The organism is Nocardiopsis sp. L17-MgMaSL7 (genome assembly GCF_003182025.1).
GTDB classification, from domain to species: domain Bacteria; phylum Actinomycetota; class Actinomycetes; order Streptosporangiales; family Streptosporangiaceae; genus Nocardiopsis; species Nocardiopsis prasina.
Genome location: NZ_QGTF01000001.1, coordinates 144,954 through 168,675, shown reverse-complemented (window position 1 = coordinate 168,675; position 23,722 = coordinate 144,954). Strand labels below are relative to the sequence as shown.

The window sequence follows — 23,722 nt, the reverse complement described above, 5'->3', positions numbered from 1 at the left end:
CACGGGCCTCCTCCGCGACCGGCAGGAGGGGGCCCGCACCAGCCCCGGGGGTGGTGACGTTCTTCGCTGGCTCAGCGCCACCCCCGGTTTCCTCGCGTCCGGGCTCCGGGAGGACCCCTCCGAGCCCTGGGCGGTGGAGCGTCCTGACGGGCGCTCCCCATGAACGACGGAACCCCCTCACACGTGCGGACCTTATCTCGGCACGTGCAAGGGGGCGTTCCGTCGGGCCTACGCGGGTGTGACCCTGTGGGTCAGGAGCAGTAGGCCTCCTCCTCACCGATGATGCGGTACGGACAGTCCGCGTAGTCGAGCAGACGCAGCACGGCCTCCTCGTTGCGGGCGGTCTCGCGTTCGATCACCGACGAGGGCGGGTAGAAGCCGCCGTCCCTGGCCGACTTCGGGTACATCTCATAGGTGTAGTTGACGATCCCCTGGTCGGCCCAGAGCCAGTCGTTGATGGAGCCGTCCGTGACGTAGAGGTCGCTGGACTGCTGGGGCGTGTAGCCGTTGGCCTCGGCCATGTACTCGCCCAGGGCGCGGTGGGTGTCGTACTCCTCGCGGCTCATGCCGTCGGTGACCTCGTCGTAGGTGTACCCGTACGGCCACAGGATGAGCTCGCTGTAGGTGTGGAAGTCGATGGCGCTGGTGATCTGCTGTTCGCCGTCCACCACGCGGCTCCGGACGAAGTCGGCGACGGCCCGGACCTCGGGGGCCGACTCGGCGGAGTCGCCCCGGTAGGTGATGCTGCTCGGGTCGCCGGAGGAGCCGTTGCAGCATCCCCAGTTGTGGGCCCAGTTGCGGTTCAGGTCGGTGCCGATCGACGACGAACCCTCGTTGGGCTGACGGTTCTTGCGCCAGTCCCGCCAGGTGTCGCCCGCCATGTCGTACTCGCTGCCGTCCGGGTTGACGTTCGGCAGGATCCAGATCTCCCGGCTGTCCACCAGCCCGGTGACGCGCTCGTCCTCGCCGTAGCCGTCCGTGAACAGGCGCATCAGGTGGATCGCCATCTCCACGGTCAGGTGCTCGCGGGCGTGCTGGGAGTGGGTGAACAGCACCTCGGGCTGGTCCTCGTCCACGGACACGTTGTCGCTGATCTTCACCGCGACGAGGTCCTGGCCCTCGTGGGACTGTCCGTACACCTCCTTGGCGGCGATGTCGGGGTTGGCCGCGACCAGCTCGTCGATGATCTCCAGCAGCTCCGGATAGGTCGTGTAGCCCGGATCGGGATTGGCGAAGGTCTCGGGGAGAGCGTAGGGCTCGGCTGAGTAGCCGAGGTCGTCCAGTTCGGCCATGTCGTGCACCGAACCGGTGACCAGGACGGAGTCCTCGCCCACGTGGTCGATGGCCACTCCGGACGCGGCGATCCGCGAGCGCTCCTCGGCGGTGCTCACGCCGGTGATCTCGTACAGGTCGTAGGAGGGTTCGGCGGTCGCGCCGCCGGGGGCGAGCAGGCCGAGAAGGAGGGCGCTCGCTGCCACCGGGACCAGGGTTCTTCGGACGGGGGTGAGGGACACGATGCCTCCGTTGAGCGGGGGTGAGGCTTCGGATATGTGGCGATATTGGAGATCGGGGGGCCGTGAACTGTCAATGTGGGTAGCTTCGAGGCGCAGGGGTGTCCCATTGTCTGGTTTGGCGCCCTTGCCACGTGAAGCCCGCTTTTGCTGTCATCGGACCCTCGCTCTCCGTGTCCGGATGTGGCCACGACGGAACTCCGTTCCCCAAGCGGTGAGGGAGGGGGAGAAGTGAACATGATCGCGTCCCGTGGCGGATGGTGCCACGGGACGCGCTGTGGTGCGAGTGGTGTGAGGAGACAGGTGTGACCCGAGGGTGAGGAGGAGGGGCGGTAGGGCCGTGCCCCGGGGCGGAGCCGCCGGTGGTGGCGGAGATGGTGCCCGCGGCGCTGGTGCGCCGCGCACGTCGGTGTGTGTCGCCACGGACGGCCCGGGCGGGTCGCCCTCGGGTGTCCGGATCCAGGGTGGCGCGGTCTCGGTCTCGGGTGTTCCTCCCTCCGGTCCGGTCGAAGCCGCCCCTGAACCGCTCCGTCACCTCCGTGGTGAAGCCCGGTTCCGCCGGGGTGGCGAGGACGTCGTCGGCCCCGTCCGTGGGCGGGCAGGCGGAGGGCGGGGTGGGGGTCCCGGTCCCCGGGGCCTCGTGCCCCGGGCGAACAGGGGGAGCCTCCTCGGAGAGTTTCTGGAAAACGCGGACACGGGCAGGTCGCGGAGGCTAGGTTGTGAATGAGGCCATGGGGACTCCCACGGCGCGATCGCCGCCACGCCCGTCAACGGCGTGGTCGGGTTGGACAGAGTTCTCGGCGTCCTCGTCGGAGACTCCTCGGTGAGGCTGTGGGGGAGGGATGCAGGGGTGAGTACGGCACGCGGTCCTCAGCCGCGTCGCACGCCGTCCGGCCAGATCACCTCGACCGGAAGACCCCGCTGACGGGCGGTCTCCACGGCGTCCCCTGTCCCACCGTGGCCGTCGGCTGGTTGGCCGTCCCACACGGCGAAGAGGCGGTCCGCCTGGGAGATCAGCGTCTGGTTCGCGGCTTCGTACGCCGCCCGGCCCGCACTGCGGTGCGGCATGTAGCGGACCGAGTCGGCGCGGATGAGCAGCTCGTCGAACGAGTCCCGCTCGTGCGGCTTGACCTTGTTCTCACGGTAGTCGGCCGACGGCAGGACGACCTCGACGCGACCGCCCGCCTCCAGGACGGCCGAAGCGAAGAGCTGGTCCGCACCGCGTGCCAGGCAGGAGATCCCGACCAGGTCCCCGCCCCTGTACGGGGCGAGAGCATCGGCCAGAGCCCCCCTGACCACCTGGGCGCTGTTCCCTGTCAGGTTCGAATGTCCGGTGATACCTATCCGTGTCACAGCATCCCTTTCACGTTCGGGGCAGTGGAAGCAGGGTAAAGGAGAGCTCCTCGCGGAGCTGCGCCACGTCCGGGTCCCGGTGCATGGCGGCGGCCTCGGTGTGCCAGTCCTCAAGCCTCCTGCGCACGCGCCCCGACCCGATGGCGGAGCGGGATCGCAGCACGCTGCGAACGGACGCCGCGGAGGCGGTGGGATCACCGAGTACCAGATAGGTCCGGCCCAGCCCGACGCGGTCGAACGCGCGCCCCTTCTCCTGGCCCTCGGGCCGTGTCTCCAGGGCCCGCAGGATGTACTCCGCCGACAGCTCCGCGTAGCGTCGCCTCTCCGCGGGTTCGCGTTGACGACGTCCCAGGTCCCGGTAACGGGCGCCGACCACCCCCGAGAGTTCGGCGTGGTCGAAGCTCCTCGCCCACAGGGGCAGGTCGTCCCCTCCCTGTTCGAATAGGTCCTCGGCCTGGTGGACGGAGCGGCGGAAGGCCTCGGCCCGGCCCATGTGCGCGTACGACCACGCTTCCCGCGTGCGTAACAGGGACCGGGCCACGGGCGGCAGTCCGAGGGAGTCTGACTTGTCCAGGGCCAGCCGGATGATGTCGAGCGCGTCCTCGGGGCGGTGCAGGTCGAGCATCTGGCGTGCCATGTCGGCCAGGACGCCGATGCCGTAGGCCCGGTGCTCGGGCCCGGCCTGTTGCAGGGCCCTGAGCGAGATTCCGTAGTAGCGCTGGGCGGTGGCGTGATCCCCGGAGTCGAAGGACATCGACGCCACGATCTTGGCGAGCTCGGCCATGACGGCGAAGAGCCTCGACTGGACCTGTGCGCCCTGCGGGTTCTCCACCAGTTCGGAGACCTCCGAGAGCTGGCCGATCACCGCCTTCCTCCGAGTCCCCATCCGCCACCGCTCGCTCCAGTGCCTCAGGCAGACCGTGGCGGCCTCGATCCTTTCGAGTTCCAGTTCCCCGATCGAATTCCTTCCGTTCACCAGCCCTCCGGCGCGCGGCGCCAACCAGTGTTCGACCAGCTCCGTCAGGGCGGCGCCAGCGATCAATCCTCCGCCGACCGCGAAAGCGTCTCTGCGTTTCATGAGGTCCCTCAACGTGATCTCGGCGATGTCCCCCGCCGTTGTGGTGGAGGGAGAGAATTCGCCATGCTGTAGAGACAGTTCTGTCCCAGGATCCACATGATCATGCTTTTCCGGGCCATCGGCGAGTCCGAGGGCGCGTCTGGCCTGGGTGGGCATCTCCAGGCCGTCGGCCACACGCAGCCACGTGTTGAGCGCGGTGACGGATCTGCGCCCGGACATGATCGCGCTCACGTGGGGCTGTGCCATGTCCACGGCGGACCCGATGACCTGTTGGCTCGCTCCGGTGTGCTGCCGGAGGAGGCCGAAGAGCCTCCCCGCGTCCCGTTCGGTGAGGGAGCGGCGGACGTCCAGGCGGCTCCAGAAAGGAAGTGGTGGCCTCAGTGGCGCGTGGGCCAGGTGTTTTGGCATTCATACCACCGGTGTATATCCGTTCGGGATTCCGCGAGGAAGGGTGATCGGGTTCCCATGTCCCTGTTCATCCTTACCCAGAACGAACGGCCGTGTAATGGACTCAAGACCCTGATTGGGTCCGGATCGCGGCGGATGGAGTCCGTCCACCTTGAAAACCGAGACACGGCGTCGAACGCACCAGCGAATCAGCCCCTCGCGAGAAACGGCCCTCCACCTGTCAGGGCTGGTGAACGGGGGGCGTCCGTGACTTCCCACCGGAACGACCTCGTCGGGCGGCTCCTGACACGGGGCCGGTTACCGATGGAGTGGCGGTCCTCCTTCGAGTCCTTGCCACGTCACCTCTTCGTTCCCGAACGGTTCGAGGACTCCGAGGGAGTACGGCTCGACCGGTACGAGGACGAGGACGGGTGGCTTCGCGGGGCCTACGCCGACTCCCAGATCCTGGAACCGCCGGGGCCGGGGCCGGGGGAGGAGCAGGGGCGGCGGGTCCGTGTCTCGGTGTGCTCCCCCTCGCTGGCGGCCGAGGTCCTGGACGCCTCCCGGGCCACACCGGGGATGCAGGTTCTGGAGATCGGATCGGGAAGCGGCTACTGCGCGGGACTCCTGACGATGCGGCTCGGCGACGACGCCGTCACCACGGTGGAATCCGGCTTCACGCGATCCGAACACGTCCGTGTCCGCCTGGCCTCCGCCGGCCTGGAACCGCGGGTGGTCAGCGACGACACGGCGGCGGGGTGGCCGGAGCGGGGGCCCTGTGACCGTGTGCTGAGCTTCGCGCCGGTCGACCGGGTCCCCTACGCCTGGATACGCCGGTGCCAGCCCGGCGGCCGGATTCTCGTGCCCTGGGGGGACGCGTCCCGGCAACTGACCCTGGCCGACCTTCGTGTGGGCGTGGACGGCCTGGCACGGGGCCGGTTCGCGCCGCTGCGGTGGAGCGGCGGCCAGCAGGGCGGGCTCGCTCTCTGGCGTCGTCTCTCACGGAGTCTGCGTCCCGAGGCGGACCGTGCCGTCCGCGGATCGGAGCTGGGCCGCGGCGACATCCTCGACGCCTCCGCCGTGTTCGCGGCGGGGCTCCTCCTCCCCGGGGTCGGCTGGGCCGTGCGCCACGGAGCCGGCCACTCGGTGTCCCTGTGCCTCGTGGACTCGGCCACGGGTTCCTGGGCGCTCCTGCGCACGCCTGCCGAACCAAGGATCGGGAGGTCCGAGGTTCGTCAGAAGGGCCCCAGGTTCCTGGCCGACGAACTCGAACGGGCCCACGGCCTCTGGCAGGAGGCCGGTCGCCCGGCGCCGGACCGGTTCGGTCTGACGGTGACGCCCGACTGGCAGAGCGTCTGGATCGATGACGAGGCGTCGGTCCTGAGTGTTTCCCCATCATCCTGAGGAGTGAAGCCGTGAACCGAACCAGCATCCACCCGAACGAACCCCGCACCGAGCGGCGCTGGAAGTCCCGTTGGTATCCGGGCGACCCCTGCCGCATCCGCGTGGCCCGCGACGACCTGGTGCAGGACCTCTCCCGCCTTCCCGGGGTGGGTGAGGAGACCGAGGACGCCCTGCGGCTCTGCCTGAGCGAGATGTTCACCGGGGCCCTGACCCGGGCCTCCTGGGCCGGTCGGGGGATCGTCGTGTTCCGCAGTCTGTCCCTGCGCCACAGAGGCCCGTCCCAGCGTGTCTTACGCCTCTCAGTGGGGGAGCGGGAGTCCGTCGACGTGGCACGGGTTCCACCGGTCTGGGGAAGCGTGGAGCAGGCTGAGGGAACCGGACTCACGCTCATGGCGCACTTCGCCAGCCGTTGGGGGAGCAGACGAATAGGCACCGAGGAGGAGTGGGCGTATCTCATGTGGGTCGAGTTCGACCTCGACGCCGGCCACTGACGCCGACGGAGTGAGGATGTCCGTCGGCGGTACCGGCCCTGCGGTGGCTGGGCTTACCTGCCTGCCGGGGCCTCGGGTGTTGGCCGCACCCTGGGTCCCGCCGACGGACTCCGTGTGACCCCCCTAGCACTGAAGGGTTCCCCTCCAGGGTAGCTGCTCGCCGCTGTATCTTGAAGTCGAGGTACCTGAATTCGAGGATCGGTGGAAATGCTGAGAAACCGGTCGGCGCGTCCCAGTTCAGGCAGGGTGTGTCCCATCATGTGGACGTTGGGTACCAGAATCCGTTGACTGTCTGCTAGCGTGACGATCGTTATGCTGCGCGAGCTCCTCCTTCTTAGTGGCCGCGGCGGGGATCGTTAGAAGGTCGGCCCCTCGCCGCGGGACTTCGGCTTGCCGTGTCGACCACGACATCACGCGCCACACTTTCCCGAGGAGCCACACCGTTATGGTGCCGCAGCAGAAGACCAGCCCCATGCCGTTCCACCGCTACCAGCCGTTCCAGACGGTGGACCTGCCCGACCGCACCTGGCCCGCCAAGAGCATCACCGAGGCGCCGCGCTGGCTGTCCACCGACCTGCGCGACGGCAACCAGGCGCTGATCGAGCCCATGGACGCCACCCGCAAGCACGAGATCTTCCAGCTGCTGGTCAAGATGGGCTACAAGGAGATCGAGGTCGGCTTCCCCTCCGCCAGCCAGACCGACTTCGACTTCGTCCGGTCGCTGATCGAGGACGACCTGATCCCCGACGACGTACAGATCTCCGTGCTGACCCAGGCCCGTGAGGACCTGATCGAGCGCACCGTGCAGAGCCTGGTCGGCGCCAAGCGCTCCACCGTGCACCTGTACAACGCCACCGCGCCCACCTTCCGCCGGGTGGTCTTCCGGGTCGACCGCGAGGCCTGCAAGGGCATCGCCGTCGAGGGCACCCGCCACGTGGTCCGCTTCGCCGAGAAGTACCTGGGCGAGACCGAGTACTTCGGCTACCAGTACTCGCCCGAGATCTTCATCGACACCGAGCTGGACTTCGCCCTGGAGGTCTGCGAGGCCGTCATGGACGTCTGGCGGCCCGGCCCCGGCCGCGAGATCATCCTGAACCTGCCCGCCACGGTCGAGCGCTCCACCCCCAACTCCTACGCCGACCAGATCGAGTGGATGAGCCGTAACCTGACCCGGCGCGAGCACGTGGTCCTGTCCGTGCACCCGCACAACGACCGCGGCACCGGTGTGGCCTCGGCCGAGCTGGCCGTCATGGCCGGCGCCGACCGCGTCGAGGGCTGCCTGTTCGGCCACGGTGAGCGCACCGGCAACGTCTGCCTGGTGACCCTGGGCATGAACCTGTTCAGCCAGGGCGTCGACCCGAAGATCGACTTCTCCGACATCGACGAGATCCGCCGCACTGTAGAGCACTGCACCCAGCTGCCGGTCGCGCCCCGCCACCCCTACGGCGGTGACCTGGTGTACACGGCCTTCTCCGGCTCCCACCAGGACGCCATCAAGAAGGGCTTCGCCGACCTGAACGCCCGCGCCGAGGAGGCCGGGAAGCCGGTCGAGGACTACCCGTGGGACGTCCCGTACCTGCCCATCGACCCCAAGGACGTGGGCCGCAACTACGAGGCGGTCATCCGGGTCAACAGCCAGTCCGGCAAGGGCGGCGTCTCCTACATCATGCAGCGCGACCACTCGCTGGACCTGCCGCGCCGCCTGCAGATCGAGTTCTCCCAGGTCATCCAGCAGTTCATGGACGCCGAGGGCGGCGAGTTCCCGGCCGACCGGATCTGGGACATCTTCTCGCAGACCTACCTGGCCGAGACCGGCCCGGTGGCGGTCCTGGCGCACCGCTCCAGCACCGCTGAGGACGGCACCTACTCGATCCACGCCGACGCCCGCGTCAACGGTGAGATCCGCGAGCTGAAGGGCACCGGCAACGGTCCCATCTCCGCGTTCGGTGACGCGCTGGCCGACGTGGACGTCAAGGTCCGGGTCATCGACTACGTCGAGCACTCCATGGGTGAGGACGGCAACGCCCGCGCCGCCGCCTACGTGGAGGCCGAGATCGACGGCAGGGCCGTGTGGGGCGTCGGTATCCACAGCAGCATCACGACGGCCTCGCTGAAGGCCATGTGCAGCGCCATCGCCCGCGCCTGATCCACCAACGTCGGGCGCCCCCGGCACAGGGCGCCCGGCACCTTCCCCCGGCACTGGGAGAACGGGGCCCGCGACACTCGTCGCGGGCCCCGTTCCGTGCTGTAGGAGGGAGGCCCCGCCCTCTGCCCGCCCGAGCGTCCCGCGGAACGGAACGAACCCCGGCCGCTCGCCCGACGGCCCCTGGCGGGACAGCCGGACACTCGCCTACGACACGTCCGAAACGACGCGAACGGGCCGCGCCCCATCAGGGACGCGGCCCGCCCTCATGTCGCCCGCGGGACGGCCGGACTACTCCCAGCCGAACTTCTGGGTCCACGCGTTGCCGGACTCGCCGACCCCGATCGACTCCAGGCCGCAGTTGAGGATGTTGGCCCGGTGGCCCGGGCTGTTCATCCAGGCGTCCATGACCTGTTCGGCGCTGGTCTGGCCCTTGGCGACGTTCTCCGCCCCCCAGGAGTCGTAGCCGTGCCTCTGCGCCCGGTCGCCCGGGCCCTCACCGTCGGGGTTCTCGTGCGACATGTAGTCGCGCGCGGCCATGTCCTCGCTGTGCTCCTGGGCGGCCGCGGCCAGCCTGTCGTCCACGCGCAGGGGTCCGCAGCCGTTGGCGGCGCGCTCGTCGTTGACCAGGGTCACCACGGCCGTGGTCCGGGGGCCGCCGGTGGTCTGGTTGCCACCGCCCCCTCCGCTGCCGCCGCTGTTGCCGGCCCCGCCTCCACCGCTGCCGCCGCCCTCGCGACCGCCCTCGTCGGAGCCGGTCTCCTCGGCCTCCTCGGCGGAGGACGAGGCGGTGACCGTGGAGGTCCTCGGTCCGCCGTCACCCCGGGGCTCGGCGTCGCCCGGGGTAGCCGTGGGCTCGGCGAAGAAGTCGTCCTCCGCGTCCGTCTCGGGAGCGTTGGAGTCGTCGCTCACCGAACTCCCGATCTCGCCGCTCGCGTCGGCGGCGGTCGTGCCGTCCGCCGGGTCCGGCTGGTCACCGAGCCCGGAGAGCACCAGGGCCCCGGCGAGGGTCAGCCCCACCGGGACCGCCACCACTGCGGCCACGACCGGGACCCTCCCGCGTCGCGCCTCGCGGTCTGAGCGCTGTTCGCGAGCGCTTGTCCTGCGCCTGCCTCGACGACCTCGCGCCATATCGCTCTGCCTTCCGTACCGGGATGGGGAATCGGGCACCCGCGTGGGGTTTACGGTCACGGTCGTCCTGGCCGCGGGGGAAGGGCGGCGGGACCGAAACCGTCAGGCCCTAGCGCGTGAGAGTAGAGCAAATATCGAGAAAAGGGAATCCAAACCGTAATAAACCAGCTCAGGGTGGTGCGCGTCATGGTGAACCGGGGATGGGACACGGAGCGCCCACACGGGTCGGGCGACACGGGGCGGTCGGAACCATCCGCGACAATGGGGAGGTGAGTCTCTACCGCGACGAGGGCGTCGTCCTGCGCAACCAGAAGCTGGGCGAGGCCGACCGCATCGTCACCCTCCTGACCCGGCGCACCGGCCTGGTCCGCGCCGTTGGCAAGGGCGTGCGCCGCACCAAGTCGCGCTTCGGAGCCCGGCTGGAACCGTGCACCCACGTCGACCTCCAGCTGCACACCGGCCGCACCCTGGACGTCATCACCCAGGCCGAGACCGTGCGCTCCTACGGCGCCGCGGTGGTCAGCGACTACTCCCGCTACACCGCCGCCACCGCCATGCTGGAGACCGCCGAGAAGGTCGTCGCCGTGGAGAAGGACCCGGCCCTGCGCCAGTTCCTCCTGCTCATCGGCGCCCTGCGCACCCTGGGGGAGGGGAGCCACGACTCCCGGCTGGTGTTGGACGCCTACCTCCTGCGCTCCCTGGCGGTGGCCGGGTACGCGCCCGCCCTCACCGAGTGCGCCCGCTGCGGGAGCAGGGGGGAGCACCGTGCGTTCGCGGTGCACGCCGGAGGTATGGTCTGCTCGGTGTGCCGTCCCCACGGTTCCACGCACCCCGCGCCCGACACGCTCCGGCTCATGTCGGCCCTGCTCGGGGGCGACTGGGACAGCGCGGACGCCAGCGACGGCAAGCAGCGCTCCGAGTGCAGCGGGCTGGTCGCGGCCTACCTACAGTGGCACCTGGAAAACGGAATCCGATCACTGCGCCATGTGGAGCGTTCTTGAGTCTGTTCAGCTTCGACAACGGTAGGCGGCGCGAGCCGGACCACACGCCGCCCGTCCCGCACCCGAGCGGGGCCCGGCCCCCGCAGGTCCCGGCCGACCTCGTGCCACGCCACGTGGCCGTGGTCATGGACGGCAACGGTCGTTGGGCGAAGGAACGCGGTCTGGCGCGTACCGAGGGGCACAAGGCCGGTGAGTCCTCGCTCTTCGACGTGATCGAGGGCGCCCTGGAGATGGGCATCCCCAACCTGTCCGCCTACGCCTTTTCCACAGAGAACTGGAAGCGCTCACCCGACGAGGTGCGCTTCCTCCTCGGCTTCAACCGGGACACCATCCGCAACCGCCGCGACGAGCTGCACGCCCGCGGCGTGCGCGTCAAGTGGGCCGGGCGCTCCGGGATGCTCTGGAAGAGCGTCATCAAGGAACTCAAGGACGCCGAGGAGATGACCCGGGACAACACCCGGCTCACCCTCCAGTTCTGTGTGAACTACGGCGGTCAGGCCGAGATCGTGGACGCCGCCCGCGAGCTGGCCCGCCAGGCCGCCGAGGGGCGCATCTCCCCGGAGAAGATCACCGAGGACACCCTCTCCCAGCACCTGTACGCCCCGGACGTGCCCCCGGTGGACCTGTTCGTGCGCTCCTCCGGCGAGCAGCGGCTGTCCAACTTCCTGCTCTGGCAGTCCGCCTACGCCGAGTTCGTCTTCCTGGAGAGGCTCTGGCCCGACTTCGACCGCCGCGACCTGTGGCGGGCCTGTGAGATCTACGCGAGCCGGGACCGCCGGTACGGCGGTGCTGTGCCCAACCCGGTGACGGGGGAGGAGAAGTGATGGTGGGACGGACCGACGACGCGCTGGTCAGGCCGGGGATGTCACTCGTGTCCATCGGTGACAGCTTCACCGAGGGCGTGGGTGACCCCTACCCGGACGGCAGCGGCGTGTTCCGGGGCTGGGCGGACCGGCTGGCCGAGCACCTGGCCGACCACGTGGGCGAAATCGAGTACGCCAACCTGGCCGTGCGCGGCAAGCTCATCCGCCAGATCATCACCGACCAGGTCCCGCCCGCCCTGGAGATGGCGCCGGACCTGGTCACCCTGTGCGCGGGCGGCAACGACCTGCTGCGCCCCGCCGGCGACCCCGAGCGCCTGGCGAAGGTCCTCGACCACACGGTGGCCCGCCTGCGCGCCCAGGGCAGCCAGGTGGTGCTGTTCACCGGGGTGAACGTCTCCACGGGGTACATGCGCGGCACCATCGGGCCGTTCGCGCGCTACTACCTGAACGTGCGCGCGATCGCCGACAGGCACGACTGCTTCCTGGTCGACCAGTGGTCCATGGACGTGCTCACCGACCCCCGCGCCTGGGACGAGGACCGGCTGCACATGTCCCCGCAGGGCCACCGGCGTCTGGCGCTGCGCGTGGCGGAGGTCCTGGGGGTGCCCACCGGTGAGCGCTGGGACGAGCCGTGGCCCGAGACGGAACCGGTCAGCTGGACCGAGGCGCGCCGGGACGACCTGAACTGGGTGAAGGACTCCCTGGGGCCGTGGATCGGCCGCCGCCTCACGGGGAAGTCCTCGGGCGACACGGTGACCGCCAAGCGCCCCGTGCTCACCCCGCTCTCCAAGGACCGCTGACCGCGCCTCCGACACCGTTCCGGGCACACCGCGCATGGTGTGAGTTCCGCCCCAAAACGCGCGAAATCCGCAACCTACTGTCGCGTAACCGTGGCGTCGAGTTGCATCATCGAACACCATGAGCGGTGTGCCGACCGGATCTCCCGGTGACCTGAAAAGCAAGGACATCCTGTCCTACGTCGCCCTCGGGGACAGCTTCACCGAGGGCATGAGCGACCCCTACCCGGACAGCGGCAGCGTGCCCAACGGCCGCTACCGGGGCTGGGCCGACCGTGTGGCCGAACACCTGGCCCACCACGTGCCCGAGGTCCGCTACGCCAACCTCGCCATCCGTGGGCGCCTCATCGCGCAGATCCGCGACGAGCAGGTGCCACGCGCGGTCGAGATGAAGCCCGACCTCGTCACCCTGTGCGCTGGCGGCAACGACATCATCCGGCCCGGCAGTGACCCGGACCAGGTCGTGGCCATCTTCGAGTCGATGGTCGCCGACCTGCGCGCCACCGGCGCCCGGGTGGTCATCTTCACCGGCTTCGACACCAACTGGCAGCCGGTCATGCGCCATCTGCGCGGCAAGATCGCCACCTACAACATGCACATGCGCGCCGTGGCCGACAGGTACGGCTGCGACGTCGTCGACGTGTGGAGCATGAAGATCTTCTCGGACGCCCGCGCCTGGAACTGGGACCGCCTCCACCTGTCCTCCGAGGGACACCGGAGGCTGGCCCTGCGGGTGTGCGAGGTCCTGGACGTCCCGGTGGACTCCGACTGGAACCAGGCCTGGCCGCCGCCCGAGGACCGTGACTGGCGCACGGCCCGGCAGGAGGACCTGCACTGGGCCCGCGAGTTCCTCGTGCCGTGGATCCACCGCCGCCTCACCGGCCGCTCCTCGGGCGACGGTGTCGACGCCAAGCGCCCCACGCTGGAACGCTGCGACCCCTCCCAGGACGGCCGCTGACGGGTTCCGCTGGTCGCGCGGTCCGCGCTCCCCGGTGAGGCGGCGACCGAGAGGTCCGGCCGTCGCCGCGCCAGCCACCGTCCCGCGGGGTGACCGTCGAACTGCTCCGACGACACGAGGCCCCCACCGCGACCCGCGGTGGGGGCCTCCGCGCACGCGGACTCGGGGGCGAGACCTCAGGTGGCCGTGACCAGGTCCTGGGCGGTGGCCATGTTCACCCGGCTCGGCTGGTCGTCGACCGGCCAGTTCGGGGTGGCGCCGCCCGCCGCGTGGATCGCCGTGCGGACGAGGTCCAGGGCCCGGCGCAGCACCCGCAGGGGGTCGCCCTCGTCCAGAACCAGGATCTCCACGGTGACGTTACGCGCCAGGGCGTCGGTGCTCACGGTCGAGTCGGTGAAGTCGGGGTTGTGCCGCTCCAGTTCGAGCAGCTCCCGCATCACGGCCTCACCGTGCGCGTGGACCATCTCCGGAGTGCTCGCGGGTGCGGAGCCCAGCCGGAACTGGAGGGACAGCTGGGTGGCGGTCCTCACGCTCACGCTCACACGTCCTCCTGCTGCTCGGGCGGGCACACTCGTCTCACGTAGCGTACGGTCTGCGTCCAGTAGTGGGGGTTGGAGGGGGACAGGTGGACCTGTCGCTGATGGGCTCCGCAGGGACACTTGATCGTGTAGTACGTGGGCGGGTCCTCGACCCGCCACCCGAGCTCCGCGATCTGCCGGAGCGCCTCCTCACCCTCCTTCTTCGGGTGCTTCGTCCAGTGGCCCAACGCGTTCCTTCCCAGATTCCCCCATGGGCAGGGGGCCTGTCGAGGGTGCTTCCCGCCGGGGTCAGGGGCGCGGGGTGGAACCGAACACCGGGTAGTGGTCCGAGTAGTCGTCGTAGGTGTACGAGCGGCCCCCGGAGCGTACCGTCCAGGGTTCGCTCTTCACCGCCCGGGTCTCGTTGGCGTAGGCACGCGGTGCGGCGCCGTTGCGGATCGGCAGGACGTGGTCCAGCTGCTGGGCGTCCCAGTCCGCGTAGTCGTGCGCGGCGATCGAGTTGCTCGAGGGGTCCCAGGAGGGCGCGTCGCCCGTGTGGTCGGGGGCCACGGCGTCCAGTCGGTCGACGGCGCGCTCCCACTCGGCGCCCCCGCCCACGATGTTCAGGTCACCGGCCAGGTAGATCCGCTCGTCGTCGGGGATGCCTCTGGAGTCCAGCAGAGCCACGATCTGGTCGATCTGGGCCTCGCGTACGCGCGCGTCCTCGCCGGAGCCGCACGCGCTGTCCTCGGACTGCAGGTGGGTGCCCACCACGTGCAGGCGGCCGTCGGGGGTGTCCAGTTCGACGTAGGCGAAGCCCTTGTTGGAGAACCAGTCGGCCCCGCAGGCGCGGGCGAAGAGGTGCTGTTCGGCCCGGACGACCGGCCAGACGCTGTGCACGCTGACACCGCCGCTGGTGACGGTCACGTCGCGGAAACCGGTGGTGTGGTCCCACCCGGACCTGGAACGGCCCACGACGGGGGTGCCGTGCGGGTACTCCTCGGCCAGACCCGCGCGCAGGCGGTCGGCGCTGGAGTTGTCGAAGAGCTCCTGGAGGACCACGACGTCCTGGCCGGAGAGGAGCCCGTCCCGGACGGTCAGGTCGGCGCGGACGTCCTGGCCCCAGTGGGGATAGAGGGCCCTGGGGAGGAGGAAGGCGTTGTGGGTGACGACGCGGGGGTCGGTCAGGTCCTCGGACGCGGAAGCGGAGGCGGAGGCGGGGGAGGCGGACAGGAGCGGGGAGATCAGCAGTGCGGTCAGCAGCGCGGCCGTGGTTCGTCTGTACACGAGGGCACAGCCTGGCCCAGCCATGACACGACACGGCTACCAGTCGGTAACCACCGGGTGGAGACCGCGTGCACTCTCCCGACCGGCGAGGACCCGCCCCGGTGAACGGGGGTTGCACACGACGAGGGCCCCGCACACGCGTGCACGGGGCCCTCGGGCGTCGTCGGTCAGACCTGCTGTGCGCTGCCCTGTGGGGCCGGACGCAGCGAGCAGGGGCCGCAGGTGCCGAACACCTCGACCGTGTGGGTCACCCCGGTGAAGCCGTGCTTGGCCCCCACCTCGGCGGCCCACCGCTCCACGGTGGGACCCTCGATCTCCACGGCAGTGGAGCAAGTCCGGCACACCAGGTGGTGGTGGTGGCTCTCGGTGTCGCACGCACGGTAGACGGCCTCGCCGTCGTCGGTGCGCAGGACGTCGACCTCACCGGAGTCGCTCAGGGCCTGGAGAGCCCGGTACACCGTGGTCAGGCCGATCTTGGAACCGTCGGCACGCAGGTCCGCGTACAGGTCCTGCGCGCTGCGGAAACCGGAGGACTCGGTCAGTGCCTGACGGACGGCCTCGCGACGTGTACTCATGGTGTCACCCTCCCCCGATCTGTCTGGGGCATCGTATCCGCCGGACCCCCCGCCACGGGATGCTGGGGTGCCGGTGTCCGCCGCTTGGTCACACGGCGCAGGACCCCGCCGAGCAACACGGCGAGGCAGAAGACGGCCAGGGCCAGCAGCACGATCGTGGCCCCCGGCGCGAGGTCGGAGTAGAAGGCCGTGGTCAGCCCGCCGAGCGAGGAGACCAGACCGATCAGCACCGCCAGCCCCATCGTCACCCGGAAACTGCGGCTCAGCTGCTGCGCGGCGGCGACCGGGACGATCATCAGCGCGCTCACCATCAGCACGCCGACCACCCGCATCGCGATCACCACGGTCAGCGCGGCGGTCACCGCCAGGAGGATGCTCAGGAAGCGGACCGGGAGGCCGTGGGCCCTGGCCACCTCCTCGTCCTGGCACAGGACGAACAGTTCCCGTCCGAACACGGCCAGCACCGCGACCACGCCCACCGCGAGCACGCCCACGATCCAGATGTCCTGCTCGCCGACGGTGCTCACCGAACCGAACAGGAACGACGTGAGGGTGGCGTTGCTCGCCCCCGGGGTGATCCCGATGAGCAGGACGCCGCCCGCGATACCGCCGTAGAACAGCAGCGCCAGCGCGACGTCGCCGCTGGTGCGTGTGCGTACCCGGACCAGCTCCATGAGGATGGCGCCCAGGGTGGCCACGACAGCGGCCGTGAGCACCGGTGAGGTGCTCGTGAGCAGGCCCAGCGCCACACCGGTCAGGGCGATGTGCCCGATGCCGTCGCCCAGCAGGGCGAGCCTGCGCTGGACCAGGAAGGTGCCGATGATCGGGGTGACCAGGCCGACCAGCACCGCGGCGAGCAGCGCGCGCCGCATGAACTCGTACTGGAGCAGCTCAGTCACGGCGGGGTACCTCCAGGCGGACCATCTCCGCCGGCGCGGCGCCGTGCGTGGAGCTGGGGTCGGGATCGTTGGGGTCGGGGTGCGGATGCTGGTGCTCGTGCCCGGGACGCGCGCACTCGCCGGTTGCGGCGGGGGCGGGGCCGTCGTGCACGACCCGGCCGTGCTCCAGCACGACCGCGCGTTCGATGACCTCCTCCAGGGGGCCCAGTTCGTGCAGCACCAGGACCACGGTGCTGCCCTGGTCGCGCAGACGGGCGATGGCCCGGGCCAGGGCGCGCTGGTTCTCCGCGTCGACCCCGGCCATGGGCTCGTCCATCACGAAGGTGTCCGGGCGTCCGGCGAGGGCGCGGGCGATGAGCACGCGCTGCTGCTGGCCGCCGGAGAGCTCGCGCACGGCGTCCCCGGCGCGGTCGGACAGGTCCACTGCGGCCAGGGCCTCGTCGACGGCGGCGCGGTCGGCCCGCATGGGCAGGGAGAGGCGGCGGCGTCGGGCGACCTGCCCGGAGGCGACGATCTCACGCACGGTGGCGGGCACCGCGCCCCCGGCGGTGAGCCGCTGGGGCACGTACCCGATCCGCTTCCAGTCCCGGAACCGGCGCAGGGGCGTTCCGTGGAGGAGGATCCGGCCGGAGGTGAGGGGCACGACGCCGAGCATCGCGCGCATCAGGGTGGACTTGCCCGAACCGTTGGGTCCGAGTACGGCCATGGTCTGACCCACGGGGACGTCGAGGCTCACGCCGTCGAGGACGGTGACGCCGTCGTAGGCGGCGTGCGCGTCGACGGCCTGGAAGGCGGGCGGGGTGTCGGGGCCCGGGGCCCCGTCCTCCGTGAACTGGGCAGACACTGCTTCATTATCACGAAAACGAAAATGATTGTCAAAACTGACAAGAGTGACGAGCGTCCCCCGGCCCCGGAAGCCGAGCGTCCCCGGCCTCAGAATCCCAGCATCCTCGCCACCGCCAACACCAGCACCACGACGATCATCAGGACCCGGGGCACCCGCTGCTGCCTGTGGAGCGAGGGCCAGGTCAGGAAGGCCAGCCACCCGAAGGCCGCCGCCACCAGCAGCAGGCACGGAGCGCCCAACCAGCCCGGTGCCATCAGGCCCGCCAGGAACAACGCTCCCAACACCACCGGCGGAAGCCACCCCGGCCGCTGGTGCAGCCACACCAAGGGCACCGCGCTGCGCCGCTCCACCTCGTGGCGCAACCGCCCCGCGCCCGGGGTGAAAAGGGAGTCACCCGGGGGAAGCGGACGCCCGGGGGCGGGTCGTCGCTGTTCGTCCTCGTGCTCGGGAGAGGCCATCGCCGCCTGTTCCTCTTCACTGTGTCCCGCCCCCCACGACCCCGACCGGACGCTTTGGGGGCGGTCGGTGTGCGCACCGTGTCTCGGGGCCTGTGATAATCCTGGATCAGACCCTAGTGCAGGGCCCTGGCACAGCGCCGGGCACAGGCGCGGCGCAACACCGCGCATCTCCCCTCGTACCCGCACCCCCGACTGTTCCGGGTTCGACACGAGACGGGTCGTGAACCGTCTACATTCAGTTACTGACCGTCTGTTCCATGCGGACCGTCCGCACCGCGGTGCCCGCACGTCGTGTAGAGACGAACCCTCCGGAGGGTGTCAACTTCCGTGCCCGAACCCACAGTCATCGTGACGTTCGACGTCACCGAACCACACTTGCAGAACTGCCTCGACTCTCTGGCCCGTCAACGCGACGAGAGCCAGACCGGGGCGGCGGCGCGCGACGGCGCCGCACGACCGGACATCGAGATCGTCCTCGCCCCGGTCCGTACCACCAACGGTGGCCCCGCGCCGGAACCGTCCGACCCCGGGACCACCGACCCGGACACGAACGGGGACGACGAGGCGACCACCTCCGACGAGACCCTCCCGGAGGAGAACGACCAGGGGGACGAGGCCGTCGAGTCCGCGCGCGAGGACGGGCTGGCCACCGCCACCGCCTTCGCCGCGGCACCGCCCGCCGGGCTGAGGGTCACCCTCCTGCCCGGGGAACCCGCCCCGCACCACACCGAGGCACGCTCCAGGGGCGCGGCCGCCGCCACCGGCAGCCACCTGCTCTTCCTCGCCGGCTCCGACGCGCTCACCGCCTACGCGCTGGCCCACCTGGCCCAGAGCGCTGCCGACACCCGCTCAGACCTGGTCATCGGCAACGTCCACCAGTTCAACGAGCTGGGCGCCGCACCCTCCAAGGCGCACCGCAAGTTCGGCCGCCACCGGCTCGCGGAGGACCCCAGGGCGGTCCCCGGCCTGATCGCGGACGCCACCCTCGGCAACCGGCTCTGGCGCCGGGAGTTCTGGGACTCCCTGCCCGATCACGGCGTGGCCAAGGAGGACGCCGACCTCGCCATCGGCCGCGCCACCCTGCTCGCCCAGGCCGTCGACGTCCTGCCCGCGCCCGTCCTGCTGATGCGCGAACGAGAGAAGGCCGGCACCCCGCTGGAGAGCGCGGCCCTCACCCGCCGCGTCACGGCCATGCGCGAACTCGGCGCCGACCTCACCACGGCTGACCGGGAGCTGTGGGACCGCATCCGCCTCCAGGGCGAACTCCACCGCCTCGTCCTGCGCCTCGACGACGCGGACCAGAAGGTCCGCGAGACCGTCCTCGACCTGCTCAACGCCTACCTCGACCACGTCCCGGACAGCCTCCTGCGCGGCCTGAACGTGCTGGACCGCCTCCTGTACCACCTGGTGCGCAAGCGGCGGCTGGACGACGTGCTGGAGGTGGCCACCTTCGCCAAGAGCGTGGAGATCAAGAAGGCCACGGTCGTCCGGCAGGGGCTCGGCTACTACATCCGTTACCCGTTCTTCGGAGCCAAGGACCCGGCCAAGGCGGTCCCCCGGGAGATCTACCGCCTCGAGGACGAGATCAAGGTCCGGCAGAAGACCGAGGACATCCACTGGGAGGACGGCCGCCTGCACGTCAGCGGCCGGATCGGCATCCGCAACCTGCGCGCACGTAAGCGCTGGCAGCAGCACGTGGTGGCCTTCGTGGTCAACACCGCCACCAAGCGCCGCGTCCGCGTCCCGGTGCGGACCCGCCTGGCCGCCGAGTACCGCCTCCCGGACCTGCCCGACTCCGCGCGTCACGACTACGGCGGCTTCACGGTCGTCGTCGACCCCCGCCGTCTGCGCGGTCCCGGCGACTGGGAACCCGGCGAGTGGAAGATCGAGCTCGTGGTGTTCAACCGCAGCCTGGCCCGCCGCCGCATCGTCTCCAGCCCCGTGCCCGGCCCGCCCGAGCGGCCCGGCTACCAGAGCGTCGGCGACGACGTGTGGGTGCGCCCGCACTGGAACAAGGACCGGCACCTGGTCATCGCCGTGGAACCCGCGCGCGCCCAGGTCACCGAGCACCGCTTCGACGTCCGCACCGCCGAGCTCACCCTGGGCGGCGAGCTGCTGTCCGCGCCCGCCGCCGAGGCCACCGAGCTGCGGCTGGTGCGGCGTCCCGGCACGGCACGGCTCAGCTACCCGGTCACCATCCAGGGCGGCCGCTTCGAGGCCAGGGTGCGTGCCGAGGAGCTCTTCGCCCGCAGCCTCAGCGAGTGCGGCGGCGTGATCCGACAGGAGGAGTGGGACGCCCACCTGGTCACCGCCGACCAGCGCACCGTCCCCCTGGTCCTGCCCGACGAGGCCCGGACCACCGCCTACGACTCCGAGGGCGCCCAGCAGCAGCTGGCCGTGCAGCGGACCTTCACCGGCCACCTCAAGCTGCGGGCCGGTCGGGCCCACCCCTGGGTCGACCGGGCGGAGTGGCAGGAGCGCGTCCTGGTCCTCGGCGGCGAGTTCTCCCCGAGCAACGAGCTGAGCGTGGTGGCCAAGGCACGCGGTCGCGACGAGGAGCACGAGCTGACCGTGGAGCGGTCCGGGAACCGGTTCACCGCCCGGTTCGACCCCTCCCGCATCGCCACCCTGTCCGGTGAGCTCTCACTGTCCACCGGTTCCTACCAGCTGTGGGGCCGGGTCAGCGAGGAGGCCGCGGGGGAGGGCGGCGAGGCGGCCAGCGTGGACGTGGGCGTGGAGTTCACCGACTCGCTCATCCACGACCTGCCGACCGAGACCGAGAGCCCCGAGCGCACGTACACGCTCTCCTACCAGGGGCGCGGCATCCCGGTGCTCCAGGTCGGCACCGACCTGCGCCCGGCCGAGCGCGGCGCCTTCGCCCAGCGCGAGCTCCGCGAGACCTTCTACCCGGCCCAGCGCGCGGAGCCCGTCACCGAGGGCATCCTCTTCGACACCTACACCGGGCGCCAGTACTCGGACAGCCCGCAGAGCCTCTACGCCGAGCTGCGCAAGCGCGACAAGTGGGCCGACTACCCGATGTCCTGGCTGGTCGCCGACGGGCAGGTCCGCCTGCCCGACGACCTCACACCGGTCCGCCACAAGGGCGAGGAGTACTTCCGGGAGCTGGCCCGCAGCCGGTACCTGGTCAGCAACTCCCGCCAGCCCGCGTGGTTCCACCGACACCCCGACCAGGTGGTCGTGCAGACCTGGCACGGGTCCATGCTCAAGCGCATCGGCTTCGACGTGGAGAACATCCGGGGCAAGTCACGCGACTACTTCGACAAGCTCGCGTGGGAGACGCGGCAGTGGGACTACCTGGTCTCGCCGAGCCCCTGGGCGACCCCGATCCTGCGCAGCGCCTTCCGGTTCGAGGGCGAGGTCCTGGAGACCGGATACCCGCGCAACGACATCTTCTTCTCGCCGGAGCGCGAGGCCGTCGCCGAGCGCACCCGGCGCCTGCTGGGCCTGCCGGAGGGCAAGAAGGTGGTCCTGTACGCCCCCACCTGGCGGGACGACAAGTACTACACGCGCGGCAAGCACAAGCTGGACCTGCACCTGGATCTGCGCCGCATGTACGAGAAGCTCGGCGACGACCACGTGCTGCTGGTGCGCCGCCACCCCCGCGTGGTGGACAGCGTGCCGATCGTGGGGGAGGACTTCGTCTACGACGTGTCCCTGTACCCGGAGATCATGGAGCTCTTCCTGATCACCGACGTGCTGATCACGGACTACTCGTCGATGATGTTCGACTTCGCCAACACCGGCCGTCCCATGCTCTTCTTCACCTACGACCTGGAGAGCTACCGGGACAACCTGCGCGGGTTCTACTTCGACTTCGAGGAGACCGCCCCCGGACCGCTGCTGACCCGCTCCGACGACGTCATCGAGTCCCTGCTGGACATCGACGAGGTCGCCAAGCGCAGCGGTGCCTCCTACCGGGCGTTCGTGGACCAGTTCTGCCCCCTGGACGACGGCCTCGCCTCCGCCAGGGTCGTGGACCGCGTCTTCGGCAAGGAGTAGCAGGGCGGCGCCCGCTTGGGGCCGCGCCTCGCCCCGGCCCGTACCCGGGCCGCTCCGGACCACCTCCGGGGCGGCCCGCTCCCGTGTCTGCGCCACAATGGTCGGGTGATCGTCATCACCCGATACTCCGTGCCCGAGGCCGACACCGAGGCCTTCCGAACCGACGCCGACGCCGCAGTGGCGGTCCTGGCCCAGCGCCCCGGATTCCGGTGCCACCGCATCGGCCGCGCCGCCGACGAACCCACGCTGTGGACCGTGGTCACCGAGTGGGACGGCGCCGGGTTCTACCGGCGGGCCCTGTCCGACTTCGACGTCAAGGTCACCGCCGTCCCGCTGCTCTCCCGGGCCATCGACGAACCCTCCGCGTTCGAGATCCTCGCCAGCGGCGAGACGTCGACCTGACCCTCGCCGCTCTCCTCCGCGCGTGGTCGGGGCGGGGCCCGCACAAACAGTGCGCGCCCGCCTCCGGATTGCTCTAGCCTGGTGGGAAGCGGTCTCCCGGTGCGCCACATCCGTGGCTCCGCGCGCGGACCGCATCCCAACAGAACCGACGATGTATCGCGAACAGCGATCCACCGACCGCCAGCCGGATGGAGAGTCACCCCATGGCCGCCAAGTCAGAGGCAATGGACGCACTGGTCAACCTCGCCAAGCGCCGAGGTCTGGTCTACCCCTCCAGCGAGATCTACGGAGGTCTGCGCGCCGCCTGGGACTACGGCCCCCTGGGCGTGGAGCTCAAGAACAACGTCAAGCGCCAGTGGTGGCGTTCGATGGTGCAGGAGCGGGACGACATCGTCGGCCTGGACTCCAGCGTGATCCTGGCCCGCGAGGTCTGGGAGGCCTCCGGCCACGTGACGGCGTTCGTCGACCCGCTCACCGAGTGCCAGTCCTGTCACAAGCGCTTCCGGGCCGACCACCTCATCGAGGCCTACGAGGAGAAGCACGGCAAGGAGCCCGCCGACGGCCTGGCCGCGATCGCCTGCCCCAACTGCGGCGCCAAGGCCTCCTTCACCGAGCCCCGTATGTTCAACGGCCTCCTGCGCACCTACCTGGGCCCGGTCCAGGACGAGAAGGGCCTGGCCTACCTGCGTCCGGAGACGGCGCAGGGCATCTTCATCAACTACAAGAACGTCGAGCAGAGCGCCCGCCGCAAGGTCCCCTTCGGCATCGGCCAGATCGGCAAGTCGTTCCGCAACGAGATCACCCCCGGGAACTTCATCTTCCGGACCCGTGAGTTCGAGCAGATGGAGATGGAGTTCTTCGTCAAGCCGGGCAGTGACGAGGAGTGGCACCAGTACTGGATCGACCAGCGCCACCAGTGGTACCTGGAGCTGGGCATCGCCAAGGACAACCTGCGGCTGTACGAGCACCCGCAGGACAAGCTCTCCCACTACTCCAAGCGAACCGTGGACATCGAGTACCGGTTCAACTTCCAGGGCAGTGAGTGGGGCGAGCTCGAGGGCGTCGCCAACCGCACCGACTACGACCTCAAGACGCACGCCGAGGCCTCCGGTGTCGACCTGTCGTACTTCGACCAGGAGAACAACGAGCGCTACATCCCCTACGTCATCGAGCCCGCGGCCGGTGTCGACCGGGCGGTGCTCACGTTCATGCTCGACGCGTACAACGTCGACGAGGCGCCCAACGCCAAGGGCAAGCTGGAGAAGCGCGCCGTGATGCGCCTGGACCCGCGCCTGTCGCCGGTCAAGGCCGCCGTCCTGCCGCTGTCGCGCAACGCCGACCTCTCGCCCAAGGCCCGCGACCTCGCCGCCCTGCTGCGCAAGCGCTGGAACGTGGAGTTCGACGACGCCGGTGCGATCGGCCGCCGCTACCGCCGCCAGGACGAGATCGGTACCCCGTTCTGTGTGACGGTGGACTTCGACACCCTCGAGGACAACGCGGTGACCGTGCGCGAGCGCGACACCATGTCGCAGGAGCGCGTGTCCCTGGACCGCGTGGAGATGTACCTGCTGGAGCGCCTGCCCGGCTGCTAGCTCCCGGAGCGCCTCCGACGCCCACGGCCGTCCGTCCCCGAACCGG

Annotated in this window: 21 protein-coding genes and 1 pseudogene; 10 read left to right on the top strand and 12 right to left on the bottom strand. The window is 70.3% G+C overall.

All coding sequences use genetic code 11. The annotated features are described in order from the left end of the window. Positions 1-251 precede the first annotated feature (251 nt). The 4 genes and pseudogenes from BDW27_RS00750 to BDW27_RS28115 form a co-directional block, all read right to left on the bottom strand. Positions 252-1,514, bottom strand: a complete 1,263-nt coding sequence (locus BDW27_RS00750; RefSeq protein ID WP_233515578.1) for a M14 family metallopeptidase — start codon at positions 1,512-1,514, stop codon at positions 252-254. Between the two features lie 867 nt (positions 1,515-2,381). Further along, positions 2,382-2,864 (bottom strand): hypothetical protein, encoded by a 483-nt coding sequence (locus tag BDW27_RS00745; protein WP_026129559.1) that lies wholly within the window; start codon positions 2,862-2,864, stop codon positions 2,382-2,384. A 10-nt stretch (positions 2,865-2,874) separates the two neighbouring features. Next, positions 2,875-3,942 carry a hypothetical protein gene (locus BDW27_RS00740; RefSeq protein WP_233515577.1) on the bottom strand — a complete coding sequence of 356 codons (1,068 nt, stop codon included), beginning with the start codon at positions 3,940-3,942 and terminating at the stop codon, positions 2,875-2,877. A gap of 189 nt (positions 3,943-4,131) precedes the next feature. After that, positions 4,132-4,350 (bottom strand): annotated as a pseudogene (locus tag BDW27_RS28115) (hypothetical protein); the annotation flags it as partial. Positions 4,351-4,680: 330 nt separating this feature from the next. On the opposite strand from BDW27_RS28115, the gene BDW27_RS00735 reads away from it, so the two are divergent. The 3 genes from BDW27_RS00735 to leuA all read left to right on the top strand — a co-directional run bounded on the left by BDW27_RS00735 (position 4,681) and on the right by leuA (position 8,370). Beyond that, a complete protein-coding gene (locus BDW27_RS00735; protein WP_233515576.1) occupies positions 4,681-5,733 on the top strand; it encodes a protein-L-isoaspartate(D-aspartate) O-methyltransferase in 1,053 nt (350 codons plus the stop codon). 11 nt (positions 5,734-5,744) lie between these two features. Then, a complete protein-coding gene (locus tag BDW27_RS00730; RefSeq protein WP_017546273.1) occupies positions 5,745-6,224 on the top strand; it encodes a hypothetical protein in 480 nt (159 codons plus the stop codon). Positions 6,225-6,669: 445 nt separating this feature from the next. Continuing rightward, entirely contained in the window at positions 6,670-8,370 is a 1,701-nt protein-coding gene (gene leuA / locus BDW27_RS00725; RefSeq protein WP_017546272.1) for a 2-isopropylmalate synthase, read from the top strand. Positions 8,371-8,658: 288 nt separating this feature from the next. On the opposite strand, the gene BDW27_RS00720 is transcribed toward leuA, so the two are convergent. Beyond that, positions 8,659-9,411: a CAP domain-containing protein gene (locus BDW27_RS00720; protein ID WP_110047801.1), complete on the bottom strand. Its 753-nt coding sequence runs from the start codon at positions 9,409-9,411 to the stop codon at positions 8,659-8,661. 356 nt (positions 9,412-9,767) lie between these two features. On the opposite strand from BDW27_RS00720, the gene recO reads away from it, so the two are divergent. From recO to BDW27_RS00700, 4 genes are all read left to right on the top strand, one after another. Further along, on the top strand, positions 9,768-10,499 hold the full coding sequence (recO, locus tag BDW27_RS00715) for a DNA repair protein RecO (RefSeq protein WP_026129554.1): 732 nt from the start codon (positions 9,768-9,770) through the stop codon (positions 10,497-10,499). Then, positions 10,496-11,323, top strand: coding sequence for an isoprenyl transferase (locus tag BDW27_RS00710; protein ID WP_110047800.1), 828 nt, complete (start codon positions 10,496-10,498; stop codon positions 11,321-11,323). The genes recO and BDW27_RS00710 overlap by 4 nt, the downstream gene beginning before the upstream one ends. After that, positions 11,323-12,123: an SGNH/GDSL hydrolase family protein gene (locus BDW27_RS00705; protein ID WP_017546268.1), complete on the top strand. Its 801-nt coding sequence runs from the start codon at positions 11,323-11,325 to the stop codon at positions 12,121-12,123. Before BDW27_RS00710 ends, BDW27_RS00705 begins: the two co-directional genes overlap by 1 nt. A gap of 118 nt (positions 12,124-12,241) precedes the next feature. Further along, entirely contained in the window at positions 12,242-13,078 is an 837-nt protein-coding gene (locus BDW27_RS00700; RefSeq protein ID WP_017546267.1) for an SGNH/GDSL hydrolase family protein, read from the top strand. Between the two features lie 176 nt (positions 13,079-13,254). Here the strand turns inward: BDW27_RS00700 and BDW27_RS00695 are convergent, their stop codons facing one another. The 7 genes from BDW27_RS00695 to BDW27_RS00665 form a co-directional block, all read right to left on the bottom strand. Further along, the gene (locus BDW27_RS00695) at positions 13,255-13,614 is read right to left on the bottom strand and encodes a hypothetical protein (RefSeq protein WP_110048076.1); all 360 of its coding nucleotides are present in this window, start codon (positions 13,612-13,614) and stop codon (positions 13,255-13,257) included. Between the two features lie 2 nt (positions 13,615-13,616). Beyond that, positions 13,617-13,844: a hypothetical protein gene (locus BDW27_RS00690; RefSeq protein ID WP_110047799.1), complete on the bottom strand. Its 228-nt coding sequence runs from the start codon at positions 13,842-13,844 to the stop codon at positions 13,617-13,619. Positions 13,845-13,905: 61 nt separating this feature from the next. Beyond that, entirely contained in the window at positions 13,906-14,883 is a 978-nt protein-coding gene (gene sph, locus BDW27_RS00685; RefSeq protein ID WP_110047798.1) for a sphingomyelin phosphodiesterase, read from the bottom strand. Positions 14,884-15,050: 167 nt separating this feature from the next. Further along, a complete protein-coding gene (locus BDW27_RS00680) occupies positions 15,051-15,458 on the bottom strand; it encodes a Fur family transcriptional regulator (protein WP_017546263.1) in 408 nt (135 codons plus the stop codon). Next, positions 15,455-16,357 (bottom strand): metal ABC transporter permease, encoded by a 903-nt coding sequence (locus BDW27_RS00675; protein ID WP_017546262.1) that lies wholly within the window; start codon positions 16,355-16,357, stop codon positions 15,455-15,457. Before BDW27_RS00675 ends, BDW27_RS00680 begins: the two co-directional genes overlap by 4 nt. Then, positions 16,350-17,201 carry a metal ABC transporter ATP-binding protein gene (locus BDW27_RS00670; RefSeq protein ID WP_110047797.1) on the bottom strand — a complete coding sequence of 284 codons (852 nt, stop codon included), beginning with the start codon at positions 17,199-17,201 and terminating at the stop codon, positions 16,350-16,352. The genes BDW27_RS00675 and BDW27_RS00670 overlap by 8 nt, the downstream gene beginning before the upstream one ends. Positions 17,202-17,290: 89 nt before the next feature. Continuing rightward, a complete protein-coding gene (locus BDW27_RS00665; RefSeq protein WP_049571310.1) occupies positions 17,291-17,662 on the bottom strand; it encodes a DUF6703 family protein in 372 nt (123 codons plus the stop codon). Positions 17,663-17,989: 327 nt separating this feature from the next. Between BDW27_RS00665 and BDW27_RS00660 the strand changes: the two genes are divergently transcribed. The 3 genes from BDW27_RS00660 (at position 17,990) to BDW27_RS00650 (ending at position 23,676) form a co-directional block, all read left to right on the top strand. Then, positions 17,990-21,682, top strand: a complete 3,693-nt coding sequence (locus tag BDW27_RS00660) for a CDP-glycerol glycerophosphotransferase family protein (RefSeq protein ID WP_110047796.1) — start codon at positions 17,990-17,992, stop codon at positions 21,680-21,682. Positions 21,683-21,787: 105 nt separating this feature from the next. Beyond that, the gene (locus BDW27_RS00655; protein WP_110047795.1) at positions 21,788-22,084 is read left to right on the top strand and encodes an antibiotic biosynthesis monooxygenase; all 297 of its coding nucleotides are present in this window, start codon (positions 21,788-21,790) and stop codon (positions 22,082-22,084) included. A gap of 203 nt (positions 22,085-22,287) precedes the next feature. Next, complete coding sequence (locus BDW27_RS00650) at positions 22,288-23,676, top strand: glycine--tRNA ligase (RefSeq protein WP_193374266.1); 1,389 nt, start codon at positions 22,288-22,290, stop codon at positions 23,674-23,676. Positions 23,677-23,722: the final 46 nt, after the last annotated feature.